This window comes from Saccharicrinis sp. 156 (genome assembly GCF_050589685.1).
GTDB lineage: Bacteria > Bacteroidota > Bacteroidia > Bacteroidales > Marinilabiliaceae > Saccharicrinis.
On the sequence record NZ_JBNGOS010000044.1, the window covers coordinates 13,920 to 31,078 of the forward strand.

Below are 17,159 nucleotides of genomic sequence, written 5' to 3' on the forward strand. Positions count from 1 at the left end.
GGGGTAAATAAGCATTTACTTTGTCTTATTATAAATGTATGTACATGGATGCGGCAAAAAACAGGTAAATATAACGACCAATTGCTTTTCGCACAGGTAAAAAAAGGTGATGAAAAAGCGTTTGAACAAATTTTTAGGCGATACTATGTGGGTCTTACGGCATTTGCGAAAACTTTTGTTCATGATATTGATATGTCGGAAAGTGTTGTGCAAAACGTTTTTGTAAAGCTGTGGGAAAAAAGGAAGCAGTACGAAATTACCTCGTTAAAATCGTATTTAATGATTGCGGTCAGAAACAGCTGCCATAACGAAATTAAGAGGGTACAGCACGAGAGGGACTTTAAAAAAGCAGTTCAATCCGAAGAGGCTATTGAAACGGTGAACTATCCTGATTCGGGTGCGATGGAAAGAATTGCTCAAACGATTGAACGGTTACCGGAGCAACGAAAAAGGATCTTTAAATTGAATAGATTAGAAGGACTAAAGTATCGGGAAATTGCCGAAAAACTTAATATCTCTCCCAAAACGGTTGAAACTCAAATGGGAAAAGCATTGAAGTTTTTAAGAGAGAATTTGTTAGAATTAAAAAAGCAAGTGTATAACATATTGCTATAACATGAAGATGATGAAGAACAGACAAAATATAAATTGGGATTTGGCAGCAAGGGTGTATTCCGGGGAAGCATCACAAAAGGAAGTGAATGACTTTGAGAAGTGGTTGGAAAAAACAGACCACAAAGCAGAGTGGATTAAAATTTCCGAAAGCTTGAACAAAGTGGACCATGCATTGCTATCGGACAGGGTGGATGTTAACCAAGCCTGGGATAACGTAAGGAATAAAACCATTGGCCAGAACAAAGCAGGAATAAGGATGCTGTATGTTGGCTATGTGGCGGCGGCGGCATGTATAATTGTTGCCATAATGCTGTTCCTGAATCCTTTCCAAAAAAATGTAGTTGACGATTCACTGGTACTTGCGCAGAGCGAAAACTTAATTGAGCAAATTGATTTAAACGATGGTTCTGTCATCGATCTAAACCGAAACAGCAGTATCGAGTATCCTAAATCATTTGCCAGTGGTTCCCGGTTGGTTTCGTTAAAAGGAGAAGCCTTTTTTGATATTGCGGCTGATAAAACACGTCCGTTCGTTGTCAACACCAACCAAATTCAAATAAAGGTTGTTGGAACCTCCTTTAATGTCAAAGCTTTTCCCGATGCCAACCTGAACGAGGTAAATGTAAGCTCCGGGATTGTTGAAGTATCATCCTTGTCTAACCCAAACAACAAGGTGGTGCTAAATGCTGGAGATAAGGCTGTATTTAATGCGGAAGATCATTCGTTGGTGAAGAAGCAAGTGTCCAGCAATAATTTTATGGCATGGAAAACTAAAGAATTTGAGTTTAAACGGGACAAGCTGACTCAAGCCATTGCTTTAATTGAGGAGGTTTACGACGTAACCATCGAAATACCAGTAGGTTTTGATGTAGAAGACAATGTAATCAGTTCCACTTTCGATAAATATACCATCGAACATATTATTATCGTTTTAAATGGCCTTTATGGGGTCGATTTCCAGTATCAGGAGAATTAGATCCATTAAATTTGTTATATTAGTGTTTGTACAGAAAGAAACTCTTTTTGTTATTGTCTTTGGCAAGAGAAGCTTTGATGCAGCGTAATGATACGGTTGCGTTTGGCACATTACGTAAAAGACTGTTTGTTAGAACAACCATGACTAAATGAGAGCCACAAAGCGACTAATAAACATTTTAATAATTATACTCCTAAGTACTTATTGCTATTCACAGGATGAGGTATTGGACGAAAAAATTGATGTTAAGTATAAGTCCATTAAAATTGAGGCGTTGCTCGATTCTATTCATCTAACGTACGATTTTGATTTTTCCTATGATCCTTCCGATTTGCCTGTTGATTCAGTGATACATATTTATTACGAGCAACATTCCCTTTTTACCATCCTGCAAGACATCTTCAAGAACTACGATTTGAGTTTTAAAGGCGTTGGCAGACAGATTATCATTTCGCATCAAAAGCGGGAATTGGCGCTGCGTAATTATATCACAATTCAAGGAACCGTTATTTCATCGGATAACGGACAAAAGCTTCCGCTGGTAAATATAGCCGTCAAAGGAGAACCCCTGGGAACTACTACCAACATGGAGGGGGAATTTACTTTTCTTGTACCTCGTAAATTTGTCGATTCGGAAATAAATATGTCTTCGATTGGATATAGTCCATCCAGTATTCACATTCCTCATTCGGATACCTCTGTTATTGTTTCGCTCAAACCACAAACCATCCAAATAAAGGAAATTAAAGTGCGATTTATCCGTCCTGATGAAATAATTCAGCGCTTGATTGAAAATAGAGCGCAAAATTATTTTACAAGCCCTATGTTGTTAACGGCATTTTTTAGGGAAACCATTAAACAGGATGGTAAATACATCGAAGTGTCTGAGGCTGTTCTGGATATTTATAAGAGCTCTTACCTTAATACTTTTGATAAAGAAGAAGCCCGTTTTGTAAAAGGTAGAAAAAAAGTGGAGGACGAAGATATTTCCGTGGCACGGTTAAAGCTTGCCGGGGGGCCGGCCTTGTTCTCAACAATAGATGTGGCCAAACATCTCGATTTTATCTCGGGAGAAGAGGGCAATAATTATTTTTATATGTACAAAGGGAAAGACATCGTTCACGACAGGGTGGTGTATAAAGTCGGGTTTAAGCCCATTGTTGAGATGGAGAGCATTTACTACGAAGGGGAGCTATATGTGGATGTGGAGACTTTTGCCCTTATTAGCGCTGATTTTAGCATGACCAAGAAAACATTGCGTAACAGCGATAAGTATTTGATCCGGAAAAATGCCAGAAAAGTGAAGTCGATACCTGTTTATACACGATATCAGGTGGATTATCGACCTTATGGTGACAAGTGGATTTTAAACAGTGTGCGGGGTGAGCTGACAATTAACATGCGGGATAAACGAAATAAAATCAAGTCGGAATACCATGCATCCGCCGATTTACTGATCACCAATGCCCAGCATGGGAAAGGCCTGCGTATCAGATATTCCGAAGCCTTTAAAACTAATTATGTGCTGGCCGATAAGATAGTAGGATACGATCCTATGTTTTGGAAAGATTTTAATGTGATCCATCCCGAGGAGGAATTGGTGAAAGTGTTTAAGTCAACACCCGTAGAGATTAACCTGGTGCCACAACCCAAAAAAACCAAGCCGTAAAGCTTGGTTCTTTGTTATTTATAATCTGACATTGAAATGTATTAAGCGCAATGTTTTTGTAGATATTCTATGGTTGAACCTACTGAATTAAGCATGGGCAATTCCGAGTTTTCTATCTCAACTTCAAACTTGGTTTCCAATAAGAACAGAAAACAAGTCAAATCAACTTCATCCATCAACAACTCTTCAGTAAGAGCAGCGTCCTCTACAATCTTGTTCCTTGGCACACCTGTTTTTCTTAAAACTTTGTATAAGTTTCTTCTAATTCTCTCTTGCTTCATGATATTAAATATTTGGGCTTTTCAAGCTCATTCCTATATAAGACAATCAACACGAATAATACACGTATAAAAAATATGAATTTTCTCTAATAAAGTTCGAACTTGTTTTTGTAATGCCTGTAAACAGATGTATATGAGATATTAACGAAAGAGCCAAGTTTGTGTTTTTTTTTAAAAAAATTAAAATTACCCTGTTTACTCTAAATAATCCGGGATTTTTAATTTACCTTATTATAATATAACCGCAAATATATCATGGATGATCAGATGATAAATTATCTATTAATTAGGCAGTCTTAAGTTGGTTGTTTTTTATTAGGTGAATTACGGATAAGAAATTTTCTAATGACAATTTTGGAATTATCTTTGCTTCCCTCAGAAAATAATCATTAAAAGATATATAATAATGAATACGTGGTTTGAATGTAAAGTGAAGTACGAAAAGATTGACGAGCAAACAGGGAAGCAGAAAAAAGTGAACCTTCCTTACCTGGTTGATGCCGTTTCATATACCGAGGCCGAAAGCAGAATACATGAAGAGATGGAGCAATACGTTTCGGGGGAGTTTTCTGTGCCTTCCATCAAAAAAGCGAATTATACCGATCTGTTTTTCTATGATGACGGAGATAAATGGTATAAGTGCAAGGTGATGTTTGTTACCATTGACGAAGAGGCTGGTAAGGAGAAAAAAGTAGCTAACCAAATGTTGGTATTGGCCAATGATTTGAAAGAGGCCCACGAAAGAATTGACGAATCGATGAGCGGAATGACTGTTGATTACGATATTGTAGCTATTATTGAAAGTAATATTGCCGATGTGTTCCCTTATTTTAAGGATGAGGTAAACGAGCCTATTCCTGATAATTTGAAGCCCTTGGCCGAGTTTGAGCAAGAACCAAAGAATGACTTTCAATCCGAAGAAACTGAAGAGATTGAAGAAACAGAGGAATCTTTTGAGTAAATGACAAAGGAACGGTTCTGTATAAGCGCCTTGTGTGGCAGAACCGTTCCCTAAAGCTTACTATAAGATGCACCCAAGCCTAATGAATCATTTAAATAAGCGAAAGGTGTTCGATGTTATCCTGTCGATTAGAATTAAGCACTTATAGGGCAACTATTAATACCATGTTAACATTGAAGTTAACACTTGGTATCCCGTCTGTCGCCGGACGGGTATGCCGATAGCCTTCCGCAATCCTGCGGAACAGGTCGCCCCGAACTCGATTCGGGGATTAATGATAGCGTTGAATTCGGAGTATATGTTACACTCGTATCATTAACATATCGACATAACTAATTATATACTACTCATTCTCTATTTCTATCCAAATTTCTTCAAATACCCATATTTAGCTATTTACTAAGTCATATATTTCTTCTAAATTTACCTTTGTTACTGCAAAACCGTAAACAAATTATCGCATTGTATTGTAGTAATATTAGTACCTTTTTTATAATCTGGAAATATTGACAAAACATGATGTGTATATTAAATATCAATTTGTTTACTTTTTTTAAGAAAAGATGTTTTACAACCTGTTTTTGTTTCAAATTGTAGATTTTGCAGGGGTTTTAGTGTTAATACCTAAAACAATTAAGGATTATTTCATATTCCAATGAAGAAAAATATCTTTAATTGATTATTTTTGGCAACCGTAAATAAGAAGTCTTATAAAATCGAATATAATGAAAGAGGAAGTATTCAATTTAAAACCAACCAAGAAGGATCGTAAGGATATGATCCAGTACATCAACCTTCAATTGGCTGCCCTTGGTCAACCTCTGTTCCACGACGAAACCGATGCAATGAAAAAACTTTCCAATGCAAGGTTTCTGGATTTAACAGAAAGCCTGATCAGCAGTTTTAGGGAAAAATCACGATTGTTGTCTGATCACCTTTCTCCGGTTGATACCAGAATACAGAATTTTATCGATGATTATCTTAAAGATGTTGAAATTGGTAAATCGCTTCGTATTCCTAACAACACATTTGTGCTGAACCAAAAGGGACTGGCACGAGAGATCAGTTTGCCACCCAATGGGGATACCTTTAAAAATAAATTGGTAACATCTTATCGTGTAAAACAAGGTGTTTTAAATAATCCACTGCATGATAAAAGAACCACTAAAGGTACTTTTCATATTGTAGAGGGTGGTTTGCCTGTGCCTTTAGATAAAAAGGAAGTGCCTAAGGTGGCCTTTGCGCACCTATTACATGCTGCGTTAAACCCGCCAGAAGAGTATAAAGTACTTCCCTTCACCTCGAATCAGGAAAAACAAGCAAAAGTGATGCTTTCGTTATTGATGCGTCCTATTGTTTGTCCGCAAGTAAAAGGGGTAATCGAGGAAAAAAGTATGGAGATCCGTTTTTTTGCTCCCGGGTGCCTGGCAAGTAACCTTGATTTTGTGGAAAGTATTTTTGGTAATGCCGGTGACCATAATCTGGCTGAGAACGATGCAGCGCTTGATGTTGAGCATTGGACCGGACATACCGGAACTGTAATTTTAGCTCCACAGCTAACTACATTAAAGAAGAAAGATATTGGTTTGCCTCATATTTCCGAAGCCACAGAACGTCAGAAAAATGACGGAATGTGCTGGGAAAATGAAGATGAACTGTATAACGATGGTGGAGCATTTAAAATAACATGCCGCGACGACAGAGGGGTGGTAGTTACGCTAATTGCCGATAACTATTACGGTTATTCTAAGAAGGAAGTAAAAACCCAAATCGGATATTCTGCAAATTTATACGGTTTGGTTGAAGAGGAGCACGCAGGTGGTGCCGTTGCTTATCCGCGCGGAATAATGGGTGAAAACGTATTTGGCAAAAATTTCTGCGATAAATTCGATACCAAGTATTCTTTTAAAGAGGCAATGGATTTGCTTGGGGATAAGGTAGATGTGAAGCCAGAGGGCTATGCCGTGGACAATAAGTATGCGAATATTGTTTACATACCTGAAACCGCCAATATCGACATACAAAAAAGTTCTGTAAGCTGGAATAATAATGGCAGTGAATTTAAGCTTAAACTCTCTCCGAAAAAGACCTATGTGTACCCAACCGGGGATAAATTCGATTTGGTTAAGCATCCGGCACAGCCGCTTTGGAGAATGATCCATACAAACGCTGAAGGCATGTTCTGCCATAAGCCCTGCACTGTTTCCGGTGGTGGTAAGTCAGAAATCTCCAAGTCTCTTCAAAATGCCATTAAATATGGTACGTTTAACATTCAAAATCTTCAAGAAGACTTCAAACTTGCCGACGAGATCATTAACAAGGATTATTCAAAACGTTGGAAAAATATCCGTCCCGATGCTGGTGTATCCCGTCCGTTCCTTAGTCCTGAAAGAACCTTGGGTTCGGCAGTGAAGCTTCTTACTCCTTCCGATCAGTATAGCGATGAGTACAACAAGTTCCTTAAAGATATGCCGGAACATATTCGTACTTTGGTTCTTTTTGTAAAGCGTTTGTACAGAAACGACACCGAAAAAGGAAACTGGAAAGATTATATGACCGTTGAAATTGTGAACGGTCGGGCAGGAACCACATTGATGTATAAAAATAACCCGGTTATCGGTAGTTACGTTCGTATCGGATTTAGCAAGGACCAAAACTGGTTGGTACATAAATTGCGCTCTGACTTTGTTCCCAGTCATAAAATTCAGATGGAAGATGATATCACAGCTTCTATCACTTTGCCCGCTGAAAAAATTAAACACCTTAACCCGGAATTTACCAATAAGAGTGTTAAGGTAACCAAAAACTGCGAAAGCCACTTGTTCCAGCGCCCTGATGAGGCTGTTATTAGAGGATATGACGTGGATGCAGAGTTTGATATTGTTCAAAACGGTACATTCTTAACTAACTATGAGCCGCTTCGCAAAGCCGACGCTATTGAGCTGGTTGAGGATGCCATGAGTTTTGATAGATACACGAAGCCGGTTAAGGATCTAATTACCAAGGTGGCCGATAGCGATAAGGACGGATATTTCGTTACGCCTTCGCATACCCGTATTGTAGAGGATGGACCCACTAAAAACCCGCGTTATTTACAGAAAAACATTTATGCCATTGAAACCAAAGATAGCTATTTGGCAGATGTTGGTGTTCGTTTACGCAGAAGAATAAAACCGGATGAACCCGTAATAACTACGGTTAACGCGGTATTGCCCGGGCGCAGAAATAACCCCGCGGACAAAAAAGCCGGGATTAGATCGTTGAGCGTTTATAACCCAATTCACTATCAGGAGTTGCCGGAGTTGTTCATGGACTTTATTTGTAGTTTAACCGGTAAGTCACCATCTACTACGGGTGCTGGTTCGGAGGGTGCGTTGACCAAGGGGCCTTTTAACATGTTGGCGCCAACGTCCGATTTGAACAATGCATTATTGTCTTATATTTTAACCGAATACCAAGGCTTTAGTTCCGCTGCGGGTTATGTTGGGCAGGATAGATTCGACCATGATATCAGTCTTCTTATTCCCGAAATATGGGCTCGCTTGGTACCTGAAGACAGAGATCCTAAATTATTGATAGAAACAGGGTGTCTTGAAAAATTGGAGGATTTTGAACACAAAGGGCAAAAAGTTCTTGCGAGCCGTTTAGGGTATAGGATTACTGAGAACTTTGCGTTCAGATGTATGAACCGTCTGTTTGATGAGCCTAAGGCGGTATTTAATGAGGAGATGTTGAAGCCTGAATTGCAAGGTATCGAAGACTTTGTCGACGGAGTAAATAATATTGTTGAAGCACAAAAGAAAGTGGCTTTGGCGTATTTTGCCGATGGAAGTGTTAATGCCGCTATTCCTCCTTTGAAAATCCTATTGAGCATTATGGCTTATGGCGAATATGAAGGAAAAGATATTAGCGATCCTGAATTGCGTAAATTCTTCAACAGGGATTACGTGATTGAAAGCGATTGGTACCAGGAGCGATTGAAACGTAAGCAAACAAAGGAACTTGAGTTTACAACTAAGCAGTTGGCAGACCTTGAGGATTTTGCAAGTAAACCGGAAAATCAGCTTCTTGTGGAAGAAATGGATATTAACAACAGGATTAATGTAGCCAAAGAAAGATTGGGCTATGTTAAATCAGATGATTTTATCAATAACATAGTAGGAACAATTGGTTTAGATCCATTGTATAGAGGGTAATCGACTACTGTTATTTTGTGATATTATAGGCAGCTTCTACGGGGCTGCCTTTTTTTGTTAATGCCTTACCTCCAATGTTCAGCAAAATGGTAGAATATTGGAGGTATGGTACGTAAGCAAAATATTTTTTATGGAAGCGCATCGACTCAAAGACCAAAACTGTTAGATATGTTTAAACCCGCAATATGCATTAGAAATCCTATTACACATTGAAATTACTTTAAAACAAGACACTTCGTTGTATCACTTGAACTCACCAGAACGATGCTATGCCTCGTTTCAGTAATGCCTTGTTTTATTGTACTTGCCATGCTCATGACGAACCTCCAATACATAATCCGGGTTAAATTGAAAACATATTAAACATGTACAGGCATCTTGGTCAAGACAAAAAACGCTTTGATTTTCGGCTTGGCCAGGTTGTATCATGATTTTTCGGTTTTGTAAATACGGCTTTTTGAGGGAGTATGTATCTGGTGGGTAACGTTTATAGATAAATGTAAAGTGCTCTTGGCACAAAGCCTTTTTATTGGGGTTTGTTTTTATGCGAAATTCATAAACAAAAAAAGGCCATCGAATTCCGATGGCCTTTTTAAGTATCTTAGTGTAATTACTAGAAATATTTTAACCTTTCGTCTTTAACCTCAGATTTTTCTCTGATAGAACGGGAAAGACCGTAGGATTTACTGCTATTGGTACTTTCAAGCTGTGTTTTAGTTGAGCTAATATCCGGTGTGTCGCTGATTGACTCGGAAGTTACCTTAACTACATAAACACCTTGGTTTCCTTTAACAGGGATTGATATTTTGTCAACATCGCTTAGCGAAGCTAAAGCTACCAATGCAGGCTCAACTCCGGCTCCTGAAACCTGGAACGATCCAAAGTTGATGTTGGCCGCTGACTGAACCTTGCTGTTCATCTTTTGGGCTAATGAAGTTAAACTTTGACTGGATGCCGTATTCTCTTTGAATTTCTTCATGATAATATCAGCTTTTTTGTCCTTCACCAAAATATTCCTGATTCTACTTTGTACTGAGGCATCGTCTACATCCTGGAATCCTTCTTCCGAAGCTTCGGTTACCACTGCGATTACAAATTGGTTTCCAAATTCGTAAATAGTAGGAGACATATCGTTAACTCCTGACTCAAAGGCCCACTGAACAAGTCTTCTTGAACTTTCCAATCCGCTAACGTTTCTGTCCGTAGCTTTTAAAGTAGCAAAACGAGGTGTTAAGTTTTCGGTTTTAATACCTTCCCTAAATTTGTCAGCTGTGTTATTTGTAGCGGCAAACTTATTGGCGTTAGAGTACACTTGCTGATATGTCTTAGAGCTATACTTAACTTCTCTGGCTAATGTGGCAATGTTGTATTTGGTGGTTAGTTTACCCACCGCCTGAATTTCGATGATGTGAATACCAAACTGAGTCTGAACTTTAACGACATCGCCTTTTTTGCTGTTAAAACAAGCATTGTTGAACGGCTTAACCATGGTTCCCTCTTTAAACCAGTTTAAGTCGCCACCATTGATGGCCGAACCGGTATCTTTTGAGTTGGTTCTTGCAAGGCTGGCAAAGTCAGCACCTTTTTTGATCAGGTTCATCAAGCTATCTGCTACGGCATTTCCTTTGGCAGGATCTTGTTCCTGAATTAAAATATGTCGGGCCTTAACAGAATCGGGCATTTGTTTAATCGCAACAACTCTGCTTAATTTGTAGGTTTCATCTTCGAAATAAGGTCCGTAGACATCTCCTTCATTCGCCTTTTTAACGAAATCTTTGATGGCGATCCTTACATCTTCAATCTTCAGGTTATTGTCTTCATAAGGAAGATCGGAGTTCATGGTCACGAATTGCGCAGCATCCGTTTCCGGTTTGGAAAACTCAGGCTTAATGTCAGTGATCCATTTTTCGGCCATTTCCTTGTCTTCTTGCGACGGATTTACCACAAATGTGACATATTGTATGGTGCGTTCGGCATCTTGCTTAAAGTCGTCCTTATTATCATTGTAATAAGCTTTAATTTCGCTTTTGGATACTTCAACAGTTGTGTCCGGAATAGTGCTGTAATTGACGGCAACAAAGTCAAAGTCTACATTACGCAATTTGGCCTCAGCCTCACTGTTGATTTGGCTTGATGTTACATAAAAACCTTTTTGGAAAAGGTTAGAATACTTTGTGTTCAGCTTTTCGTTTACCAGACTCTTTTGAAGAAAATGCCAGTAAAAACTTCTGTTGCGATCTGTTTTGCGTGATCTTAAAAAATTCAATACAGCGGACTGATTGAAAATACCGGTTTGCGGATCGGTAAACATCTGGCGAATCCCGGGATGAGGGTTTTTACCAGTTGCCATGTCAATTACCTCGTCGGTGGTTACATCAATCCCGACATCCTCATATTTCTCGCCCATCACAATATCCATCACCATTTCTTCCCATACCTGTTCGCGAATCTGGTATTGCATATTTTCGTCCAGGCTGCTTTGTCCTGAGCTTAATTTACGAAAATCTTCAGCTTGACTGATTTCGTTCTGATACGCATCGTAACTAATGACGGTACCATTTACGTTTCCAACTTCAATACTACTTGGTTGCTGGCCACCTCCTTTTCCGCTGAAGAAATCTGTCAATATAAAAGCAAGTAAGGCGAATCCCACCATAAAAGCGACAAGGACTCCACCTTTTTTTCTAATTCTCTCTAATGTTGCCATTCTGTTTATTGTTAATTTTAAATTCTCAAAAATCAGGTTACGAATATACAAAAAAATGGAGAACACGATGTGCGCTAGCGCATGGAATGAGCAAAATCAGCAAAAAAACATTTTTCTTTGGTGCTTAAAATCTGTCGGCCAGCCTAAGGTGTAGATAAACAGTATGTTGATTCAAACCGAAGGAGTGCTTGAAACGTTTGCTAAAAGCAGTGTGGAAGCAGGGTTGCTAAGGATGGTTCAGGACAGTGAGGTTTATGAGGTCGATTCGGTTGTCAGAAGCGACCTGGATCTTCATTTTGAAGTTGTCTATTTGAATTTCTTCTCCGTTTTTGGGGATAGCTTCGTGATGGTGAAGAATAAAACCTGCTATGGTTTCGTAGTTGTCCGATTCGGGCATGTTAAGACTGTATTTCTCATTGACATAATCAATTTCCACTCTTCCCGAAAATATAAATTCGTTTTCCGAAATCTGTTTTTCTACTAAATCAGAAACATCGTGTTCGTCGTCAATTTCGCCAAATATCTCCTCCAATATATCCTCCATGGTAACAATACCTGCTGTACCTCCAAATTCGTCAACTACCAGCGCAATACTCCTGTGCTCTTGGGTGAATACTTCCAGCAGCTTATTGGCTGTCATGGTTTCGGGTACGATTGATAATGGATTGATGGCGTTTTTAAGCTGCTTGGGTTTTTTAAATAATTCGGAAACATGGACGTATCCTATTATATTGTCAATGGAGTGTTTGTAAACCAATATTTTTGAGTAGCCGGTTTCAATAAATCGTTGTTTTAAAATTTCCAGTCCTTCTCCAATCTCAATGGCTGATATTTCGGTTCGGGGAATAATGCACTCCCTGATTTTTATTTTGGAAAAGTCGAGCACGTTTTTCAGCAGTTTTACTTCCTTAGCTACCTCATCATCGATTTCCAACTTTTCATGGTGGTGCGATATCAGATTGTCCAAATCGATTCTTCCCAGTACCATATTTTGCGAGGTTTGCAAAGTAGGCGTCTTTAATACCTTTTTCATTAAAAAGTCGCTAAGCAGCAAGGTTAGTCGCGATATTGGGTAAAACATTGAGTAAAAGATCAGCAAAGGTAAAGCTGCTATGTTTAACACCAATATTGGGTTGATTCTAAATAAAACCTTGGGAAGGAATTCTGCGGTTACGAGAATGAGAAGGGTGGATATTGCTGTTTGGGCAACAAGAATACCAGTAGGGGAACTTACATAGATTCCAATAAGAGGTTCAAGTATCCTACCCATTTGTAAACCGTATACAACAAGTGCTATGTTGTTGCCTACCAGTAATGTTGAAATAAATAAGCCTGTGTTTCTTATAAAAATATCTATAATATTGCTCAGTTTAGGAAACTTCTTTTTATTCAGCTCTATCAACAGTTTATTGGAAGATATAAAAGCCATCTCGCAACCCGAGAAGAATGCCGAAAACATTAAAGCAAGAATAATGATGGTGGTGTGATCCATTTGCCGCCGAGTAAATTAAAGTCGAAAATAATAATAATAAGGGTTCAAACGAAAATAATTAATGAAGAATATACCTGTCAGTTAATATTTAAAAACATTTTATTCTTCATCCAATCCGATGGTTCCGCTCATTTTCTTGAGGGTATACTGTTTCAAGTTTTCTGTAGCATTAAGGCCATAGCCTGTTATTATTTCGTCTTCGGTAGTGATTTTAACAAACTTTTCCGTGTAGATATGTTCGTTTTTCTGATCCCAAAAAAGCTGTTCGGTGTTAAATACAACGCCTTCGTCATTTACGGCTTCTACATTATTGCGTAAATCCCATAATTGTATTTTGTCGTGAAAGATAGCGTACTTGCATTTTATTTGAGCATCGATGGTATTCAGCGAATCATAAGTCATAATATGGCCACCCTTTGGATATTCTTTGTAGGGCTCTTCGGCTTTGTCGTAATTTAAGAGTAGTGGGGTGGTAACGTGATATTTGATTCGTCCCGAATCCGAAATAAAAGTTTCAAAGTCCACAATTTCGAGCGAAGGTGAATTTTGGTTGGCTTCCAATGCTTTAATTTCTTCTGGTTTGTTAGAAGTGCATGACAAGCTAAAAAACAAAACTGCAAGTGTCAACGCACTTGCAGTTTTGAAAAATTTATTAGTACTGATATAAATATCGTGGGATCTCATGATTTATAAAATCACTATTATTTAGCTCTAATCTTTGTGCTGATTCCAATCCATCCGCCTACAGAATAAGTGTCGCCAACTTTAAATCCCTGAAAGAATATCTCTTCGGTTCCGGGGAAGTGCTTAGAGTAAATACTAATTAGTCCGTTGGCTTCTTCAGCAACTTCTGCATCGATGCTCTTGGCTTTAACAAACATATCCACTGCAGCCCAATAAGCTGTTTTGTGTTCAAATTCGTTTGAACCAAAGTTGCTTGCGGATGCGGCAAAAAGTTTTCCAATTAATATGTAAGGTGAACCCCAGTCAGGTCTTAATTCGATTGCTTCTCTAGCCAAAGCTCTGGCCTCTTGTAATTTGCCCTGGCTTTGCTTAATTAGTCCTAACTGATAATTATACGTTCCTTTTTGAATAGGATCTTCCTCCAGTCCAATGGCTTCGGTGTAATATTCTGTGGCCTTTTCAATGTTTTGTTGTTTAAGGTAACCCCGTGCAATACCGTAGGCTGCGGCAGCTGATGGTTCAAGCTCATATAGGCTTTCAGATACATCATAAAGTAATTGTGCATCTTCGCAGTTTCCGCGAGCCAATAGTTTGACTACCAATTTTAACCAGTCTTTGTTATCATTGTTTTCGGTAAATTGAGGGCCAAAGATTTTTTCGATCGTTTGACAGTCTGCGGCACCGCTTGTTGCAAAAAGTTTCTCAACGTTAGTTTTAACGTCGGCTAATACCTCTTTGGTTTTTGCTTTAGTAGTGGCGTTTATTTGTGCTGTTAAAATATCGTTCACTGTAACGTAATTCTTAACCACAGATTCTGCGCCCGTTTGACCGGCTTTGTACATGGCAACTGTGTTAGTCATATATGTTGCCAACACCGCCACTTCACTTTTGTTTTTTTGTCCGGCTACCGATTTCTCGAACAGTCCCTGTGCTTGCTCCCTGTACTCAGGCATGGATCTTTTATACGCAAGCATTTTTGTTGCCTTACGGCCCAAAATATAGTTTTCGTTATATTTTCTATGGTTGCCCATATATTTGATGCGTTTGTCGTATACGCCCATCAGCTGTTGAAAAAGTTCTTCTTTTTTAGCTTTGTCTTTTTCGTTTTTGATGCGCCACTCCATGATTTTAATACCATCGGTATAAACCTTTGAACTTGAAAGGGGACATTCGTTATAGACTATTTCCCAAGAACTTACAGCATCCGCATAGCTTTTTTGTTTTACATATTCTGTAAACAATGATAAATTTTTAAGACATCTAAGACTGTCTTCGCCGTGGCCGTATTTCGAACCATCTTCAACTCCTTTTTGGGCAAATGCCTGAGCACCAATAAGAGTTATCATTCCCGCGATAAAAATCTTTGTTAAATTCTTTGACATGGTGTTATAGGTTTAAAATATTTGTTAATCAAATTGTCTTTTGTAAAACCACAGTTCATGTATACTAAAATTAGCTGTAATTTTTCCGTATGATTGTTTGTAATTGTTGCTTCCGTTTGCATCTCTTTTGCCAAATTCTACCGCTAGGTTAATCGATGTTTTGGATCTTTTCAATGGTAAACCCAATCCAAAAGTTATGCCATAATTTTTCAGGTCGCTGTTAATAACGTTGTTGTTAACATCACGATAGGAGCCGATGTTTTCGTCGCGAGCATAAGCGCCTGCTCTGTACCGTACTCTGGCCAAGTAACTTTTTGCCGATCTGTCGTTAGGTATATACTCAGCGCCTACCGAGTATTTGGTTGTGTTTTTGTAACTGAAAGTTTTATCGAAGTGCTTGGCATCCGACCAAAGTTCTGCAGAATAATCGGCAGCAACAGTAAGTTTGTTTTTAATATTATAGGAAAAACCAAAACCGTACGAGCCGGCATATTCGATTTCGTTGTTATCAAGGCTTTTGTTATGATGACGCAGTGTGTCCACGGTCGAACCCGGATAAAAAAGGTTATTGTCGTCGCCAAATATAGATCCGCGGGCAATATACGAGGTTGCATCTCCTTTAAGGCCTATTTTAGGACGGAATGTGACCCCCAGCGTTAATGACCTGGCATCGTCCAGCAGGTGTGTGTATTGGGCCCCAAAGTCATATACTATGCTGGAAATTCTTACTTCATTGTATATTCCATGATTTAAAGCCAGGGTAGAACCCAAAAACTCTGCTTTGGAAATATTTCTAAGATTTCCGAAAAGATAACCAAAGCTGGCACCCACGGATAAGTTTTCAATGGGTTTAACGGCCAGGCTGAAATAGGCTTGGGTTAAATTACCACTTCCGTTAAGTTCCGATTGGGAATTTATTTGCTCATCGGTTGTTAAAAATTTATACCCTGTGCCAGATATCGGTTTAAATCCAACGGAAGAAGTCACACGAGGTGAAACAGAGAATGCAAGCGCAATATAATCAAATACCATGTCGCTATTTTCAATGTTACCGTCTTGCGTTTCCTGAGACTGCCAGAAATAAGACATACCTCCATCAAAATAAAAGGATAAGGAGTCAAGGGCAGATAAAGAAGCCGGGTTAAAATTGTTGATGCCGTATGAAGATCGCACTCCAATACCCGTTCTTCCCATCGCGCTGCTAGAGGAATATCCTATGGTTTGTGATTCTCCCAAACCGAAACGCGAAAGTGCAGAGAAGGTTCTCTGTTGAGCGGATAAATGAACGAGTGGATGAATAGATAAAAATGTTAGCACCAAAAGTGCTAATTTATTTGTTTTTAGCATTATATTCTAAAATTGTATTTAAACCGGTTTGTACCAAATTAGGATTTACAAAGATGGGATTTTTTAGATTTTTGGCAAAAAAATATGCGTCCCCTCCGGTTAAAATAGATTTTGCATTGATATTCAATCTGTTAAAGTGCTCAATATAGCTGTCAACCTCAAAAATTACGCCATTTTGAACACCAGACCAGATGGCTTCTTCGCTGGATAAGCCCATAAAAGGTGATTCCGGGTTCAGTTTTAACAAAGGCAGTTGCTTGGTGTTTTGGTGAAGTGCATTAAATCGGGTTTGAATTCCCGGGGATATATTTCCTCCGGTAAAGGTATTGTCAGCATCTAAAAAATCAATGGTAATGGCGGTACCGGCGTCTATAATTAATTTGGGATGTCCTTTGAATAAATTAAATGCTCCTACCAATGCGGCTATCCTATCCTTACCTAAAGACCGGGGCGTTTTGTAGATGCTTTTGATAGGTAATAGGCTGGTTTCGCTTAAAATATGTAAATCAATATGGCTGTTTATGCCCAACTCCAGCTTAAGTTCTTCTGCGTTAGAGTAATCGGTTTGAACAGATGATATGATCGTTTTGTTAATAGAATAATTAGACTGGACAATTTCCAGAACACTTTTATCAATTTTTTTTACGGAATCGGAATGAATCAAGTTACCCTTGTCAAAAACACCAATTTTTGTAAATGTATTTCCCTGATCTATGACTAAATTCACGGATTGTATTATTTATTATTGTAAACACGACGAATAATTGGGTAATTACATAGTTTGCTTCAAAGCAAGCCTGGCTGAAATTTATGGAGGTAAAAATACTAAAAAAAGCTTTGTAATGAAAC

The 17,159-nt window shown here is 38.6% G+C and carries 12 protein-coding genes; 5 read left to right on the top strand and 7 right to left on the bottom strand.

The annotated features are described in order from the left end of the window. Nucleotides 1-48: 48 nt before the first annotated feature. From ACRD64_RS21440 to ACRD64_RS21450, 3 genes are all read left to right on the top strand, one after another. A complete protein-coding gene (locus tag ACRD64_RS21440) occupies nt 49-615 on the top strand; it encodes an RNA polymerase sigma-70 factor (protein WP_430935928.1) in 567 nt (188 codons plus the stop codon). 7 nt (nt 616-622) lie between these two features. Beyond that, nucleotides 623-1,591, top strand: a complete 969-nt coding sequence (locus ACRD64_RS21445; RefSeq protein ID WP_430935930.1) for a FecR family protein — start codon at nt 623-625, stop codon at nt 1,589-1,591. 148 nt (nt 1,592-1,739) lie between these two features. Next, nucleotides 1,740-3,260 (top strand): carboxypeptidase-like regulatory domain-containing protein, encoded by a 1,521-nt coding sequence (locus ACRD64_RS21450; RefSeq protein WP_430935932.1) that lies wholly within the window; start codon nt 1,740-1,742, stop codon nt 3,258-3,260. Between the two features lie 41 nt (nt 3,261-3,301). On the opposite strand, the gene ACRD64_RS21455 is transcribed toward ACRD64_RS21450, so the two are convergent. Beyond that, nucleotides 3,302-3,541, bottom strand: a complete 240-nt coding sequence (locus ACRD64_RS21455; RefSeq protein WP_430935934.1) for an acyl carrier protein — start codon at nt 3,539-3,541, stop codon at nt 3,302-3,304. A gap of 406 nt (nt 3,542-3,947) precedes the next feature. On the opposite strand from ACRD64_RS21455, the gene ACRD64_RS21460 reads away from it, so the two are divergent. Together ACRD64_RS21460 and ACRD64_RS21465 are read left to right on the top strand one after the other, a co-directional pair. Beyond that, a complete protein-coding gene (locus ACRD64_RS21460) occupies nt 3,948-4,502 on the top strand; it encodes a DUF4494 domain-containing protein (RefSeq protein WP_430935936.1) in 555 nt (184 codons plus the stop codon). Nucleotides 4,503-5,227: 725 nt separating this feature from the next. Beyond that, on the top strand, nt 5,228-8,698 hold the full coding sequence (locus tag ACRD64_RS21465; RefSeq protein WP_430935938.1) for a hypothetical protein: 3,471 nt from the start codon (nt 5,228-5,230) through the stop codon (nt 8,696-8,698). A gap of 613 nt (nt 8,699-9,311) precedes the next feature. On the opposite strand, the gene ACRD64_RS21470 is transcribed toward ACRD64_RS21465, so the two are convergent. The 6 genes from ACRD64_RS21470 to ACRD64_RS21495 all read right to left on the bottom strand — a co-directional run bounded on the left by ACRD64_RS21470 (nt 9,312) and on the right by ACRD64_RS21495 (nt 17,037). Further along, nucleotides 9,312-11,405, bottom strand: a complete 2,094-nt coding sequence (locus ACRD64_RS21470; protein WP_430935940.1) for a peptidylprolyl isomerase — start codon at nt 11,403-11,405, stop codon at nt 9,312-9,314. Nucleotides 11,406-11,631: 226 nt separating this feature from the next. Next, entirely contained in the window at nt 11,632-12,897 is a 1,266-nt protein-coding gene (locus ACRD64_RS21475; RefSeq protein ID WP_430935942.1) for a hemolysin family protein, read from the bottom strand. 99 nt (nt 12,898-12,996) lie between these two features. Further along, a complete protein-coding gene (lptC, locus tag ACRD64_RS21480) occupies nt 12,997-13,581 on the bottom strand; it encodes an LPS export ABC transporter periplasmic protein LptC (protein WP_430935944.1) in 585 nt (194 codons plus the stop codon). Nucleotides 13,582-13,598: 17 nt separating this feature from the next. Next, nucleotides 13,599-14,963 (bottom strand): tetratricopeptide repeat protein, encoded by a 1,365-nt coding sequence (locus ACRD64_RS21485; RefSeq protein WP_430935946.1) that lies wholly within the window; start codon nt 14,961-14,963, stop codon nt 13,599-13,601. A 24-nt stretch (nt 14,964-14,987) separates the two neighbouring features. Beyond that, nucleotides 14,988-16,310 carry an OmpP1/FadL family transporter gene (locus tag ACRD64_RS21490; RefSeq protein WP_430935948.1) on the bottom strand — a complete coding sequence of 441 codons (1,323 nt, stop codon included), beginning with the start codon at nt 16,308-16,310 and terminating at the stop codon, nt 14,988-14,990. Next, nucleotides 16,294-17,037 carry a type III pantothenate kinase gene (locus ACRD64_RS21495; RefSeq protein WP_430935950.1) on the bottom strand — a complete coding sequence of 248 codons (744 nt, stop codon included), beginning with the start codon at nt 17,035-17,037 and terminating at the stop codon, nt 16,294-16,296. The genes ACRD64_RS21490 and ACRD64_RS21495 overlap by 17 nt, the downstream gene beginning before the upstream one ends. Between the last annotated feature and the right edge of the window lie 122 nt (nt 17,038-17,159).